2 protein-coding genes are annotated in these 3,608 nt (G+C 64.5%); both read right to left on the bottom strand.

The annotated features are described in order from the left end of the window. Positions 1-135: 135 nt before the first annotated feature. Positions 136-2,460 carry a hypothetical protein gene (locus LNV08_RS22855; protein ID WP_263536048.1) on the bottom strand — a complete coding sequence of 775 codons (2,325 nt, stop codon included), beginning with the start codon at positions 2,458-2,460 and terminating at the stop codon, positions 136-138. Further along, the gene (locus LNV08_RS22860; RefSeq protein ID WP_263536049.1) at positions 2,457-3,164 is read right to left on the bottom strand and encodes a DUF3348 domain-containing protein; all 708 of its coding nucleotides are present in this window, start codon (positions 3,162-3,164) and stop codon (positions 2,457-2,459) included. Before LNV08_RS22860 ends, LNV08_RS22855 begins: the two co-directional genes overlap by 4 nt. Positions 3,165-3,608: the final 444 nt, after the last annotated feature.

Raw genomic sequence — 3,608 nt, forward strand, 5'->3', positions numbered from 1 at the left:
TGGGTGGCGAGATCCAGCTGCCCCACCAGGGCCGCGGCAAGCACCAGCACAAAGGCGCCCAGCACGCCGGCCATCAAGTCGCCAAAAGCCGCCCAAGCGGGAGCGGCAGTGCCTTCGTGCTCCATCTCCAGCTGGTCATCCATTTGACGCGGCGCCTTGCAGCGCATCCAGGATTTGCTTCTGCGAGCCCAGGCAGAGGTCGATGACTTCGCGCGCCTGGGCCACGTAGTAGCCCAGTTGATCGTCGCTGCGCGTGATCGATGCGGACAGGCGTTCCTCCAGCGCAGCCAGATGCTGCACGAGTTGGGCATTAGCAGCTTGGAATTGCTCAATGGCCTCGCCGAAGCCTTCGCCCACGCTAGCGACGTCGGCGGCGCTGGCTGCCAGATTTGTGGCCGCATCGGCAAGGGCGTGCCCCGAGGCCTCGGCAAGCGTTGTGAAGCGCTGACTCAAGGCCTCGATCTGCAATGCAGAACGATCCACCAGCGAATCAATCGCGACGCGCTGCTCGCCCGCGGCTTGCTGCAGCGAGGCGAGCAGCGTCGATACCGTCCCCATCAGCTCGGCCCGCTCAAGCAGAGCCGCGCGGTCCTGAGCCTGGCTTTGGGCGAGCTGCTCGCGCAGTGCGACGACGACCTCGACGGCAGCACGTGGCGCTTCACCAGCGGCTTGCAGAACAGCGCCGGCTTCGGCCAGCGTCCGTTGAGAAGTGGCCTCGGCCTGGGTTACCAGACTGCGCGTGTTCGCCAACAGGTCATCTGCCAGCAATTGCTGCTGCTGCAACTGCGTGGCTCCAATCGAGGCCAGCTCATTGCGCCATGCCGCAAGCTGCTGCGCGTCATGGGCTTGCTGGTTTGCCTGCAAACGCGTGAATGCTTCGGCCAGGCCGGTGACGCCGGCCTGCGTCTGCTCGGCGCACAGGCTGGTGATCTCGGTCAAGGACTGTTGCGCGCGGCTTGCGCTGTCGCGCTGCAAATGCAAGGCTTCCTCGCGCTGCGTGGCCAGCAACTGCTCGACGCCTTCGCGCTGTGTGCTCATGGCCTTCGCATCGGCCAAGGCCTCGGTGCGGCGCTGAGCGTCGCGCTCGGCCAGCAAGGTCAGATGACGGGTATAGCCATCCGAGACTTGCTCCAGCAGGGCCTGCGTCTGCGCGGCGAACTGCTGGGCGGCGTGCGCAACAAGCTCTCGTGCTGAAGCCTGTTGCTCGGCGAGCGCGACTAGGTGATCTTGCAGCGAGGCCCAGCGTGCTTGATCTGCATGAACTTGCGCAGCCTGGTGGCGGCTGGCCATCGTGTCCAGCGCCGTGAGCATCGATTGGGAATCCGTAGCCCAGCGCTGCCCCTGGAGTTCCATGGCGCGCTGCGACGCCGCACCGGCGTCTTCCAGCAGCTGCAGTGCGAGCTCTCGCTGCTGGTGCAGCGCTGCGGATTGCGCCTGGGCAGCTTCCGCTTGATGATGTGCCATGCGTTCGGCGCCCGCCTCGAAGCTGCTGCTGAGCGCGCTCAGTTGATCGCTCACCGTGTTGCCGACGCGCTCATGCAGGGCTGCGGCCTCGCGGGCTATTGCCCCCATCGCCGCCGTTGCGGCGGGTTGAATGGCTGCGCCGGCCTCCCGCGCCGCTTCTGCAAGGCTGTTGCGCAAGGTGGCGTCGACGCTGCTGGCCAATGCGGCATAGGCCTTGCTGGTTTCGCCGTGGAATTGGCTGTTTTGCGCGGTCAGTTGTTCCGCAATGCGCTCGGTGAACTGTTGGAGCTGGGCGACCATCTCTAGCTGCTTTGCCTTGTCGCGCTCGATCGCGGCTGAAGCAATAGCCTGCTGCTCAAGCTCCCGCCGATGTGCAGCAGTCAGAGGGCGCAGCCGTCCCAAAATTGCGCTATCCAGCAGAGCGCCGGCGGCCGAGCGCTCCCTGCGGGCGAGGGCCACCATCAGACCCAACATGGCCGAGCCGGCGACGCCAGCCACGCTGGCACTGAAGGCCAGGCCAAGACCCTGGATCGGGGCACCCAGCGCATTGCGCAAAGCGGCCAGGTCAGCGGAGGCGCCAAGCGCGCTGGCCGTGCTGCTCAAGGTGATGACCAAGCCAATGAAGGTGCCGAGCATGCCCAGCAGCACCAGCAAACCTGCAAGCGCCGGCGCCAATGCCAAGCCTGGCAGGCCGACGCGCTGACCATCCAGACGCATCTGCACAGCGCCGCGCAAAGCGAGGGGCACAGAGGCAATCCAATCTTCGGGAACGTCAGGACCTTCGGGCAGTTCCCGCTCCGTGGCCGCCGCCAAACCTCGGCTGTCGCGGCGAAAAGTCGCCAGCTCCCAGGCGCCGATGGCAAAAAACACAGCAATCAGCCCCGCCATGGCCATTGCGACGGGGTGATTCCTTGAGGCGGCCATGCCGGCGCCGGCAATGCCGGCCAGACCGGCCGCCATGGCAATGGGGTAGAGGGCGTTGAGAGATCGGTTCATGGGGGATTGTGGGTGCCCAAGGCCTCGATGAGGCCCAGCACAGCTTGAAGTTTGTGATCCAGCTCGGCGCGCAGCAATCGCTGCAGGTCTGAGCAGAGGCGGGCGCGCCATTGACGTGGATCGGCTGCGTAGTGTTTCTGAGCTCGTGTCTCCAGCAAGGCGGAGAGTCCAGCCATGGCGCGCAATTGGGGCGCAGCCATCGCTCGCTCGATGTAGTCGTCCAACTGAGCCAGCCTTGCGAGTTCGTCGGAGGCGCGCGTGAGGCGGGCCCGTAGGAGCGCTCGGAACGTGGAGGTGCGACTTTCGATCACGCGCTGCTGCTGCCCGAAATGCTGCAAATAGGGAACCAGCAAATCCTTGAGCGTTGCGCCATCGGAGATCGAATTGGACTCGCCTGCCAGCTCGGTGTGATGGAAGCTTGACGCCAATTCGGCCTGTAGCCGCTCCAGTTCAGTACTCGCCCAATGCATGGCCTTGATTCGTGCGGCCTCAGATACGGCGCTACCAGGCGGCGTGGTCAAAACTTGGGCGATCTCGATGGCATCCGCCCAGCCAAACCAAGCCCCCAGCCGTGCAGCTGCCGGCGGCGGGGAGCCTGGCGCGATGCACCATTGCCGCAGCAAGCGAGACAGCGACTCGGGCGGGAATGGCGGGAATGGCGGGACTGGCGAGAAAGGAGGTACGGGCTTGGAAGTAGCTTGCATTCGGTGAAGCCGACGCCTGTGCTTTTGTTGCGGAAAAGGGGGGATTTTAGAGAAGGACCTCTGCATTGCCCGTTCTCGGTCAGCCGAAGGCTAGATTCGTACCAGGATCGCCGGACCTTGCACGACTGAAGGGCCATATCGCAGCAGCTCAGCTGCGACTGTTGGTGCGGTCGTCTTCGTCAACAGGGCGAAGGCCACATAGCGGGGTTTGCAACGTCCAGGCTGCGCGGATCCAACTTCATGCGACTTTGACGAGCGGAGATAGGGCGGCCCGTCGAGATGGATTAATCTTGGCCAGCATTTGCACTTCACCGCCGAGTATGACAGCTGAATTTGGCGGGGGACGTGCCCCGATGCTTCGCGAGTCAGCCAGCTGCATCGACCTCGAATTCACCCTGCGGGTCTATTCTGTTGAAAAAGTCGTTGATCGGCACGAGCGGGCTG

The organism is Paucibacter sp. TC2R-5 (assembly GCF_025717605.1).
Lineage (GTDB): Bacteria > Pseudomonadota > Gammaproteobacteria > Burkholderiales > Burkholderiaceae_C > Paucibacter_A > Paucibacter_A albus.

Coding starts and splice junctions, on each gene's coding strand:
- LNV08_RS22860 (WP_263536049.1), bottom strand. CDS start 3,164: ATGCAAGCTACTTCCAAGCCCGTACCTCCTTTCTCGCCAGTCCCGCCA.
- LNV08_RS22855 (WP_263536048.1), bottom strand. CDS start 2,460: ATGAACCGATCTCTCAACGCCCTCTACCCCATTGCCATGGCGGCCGGT.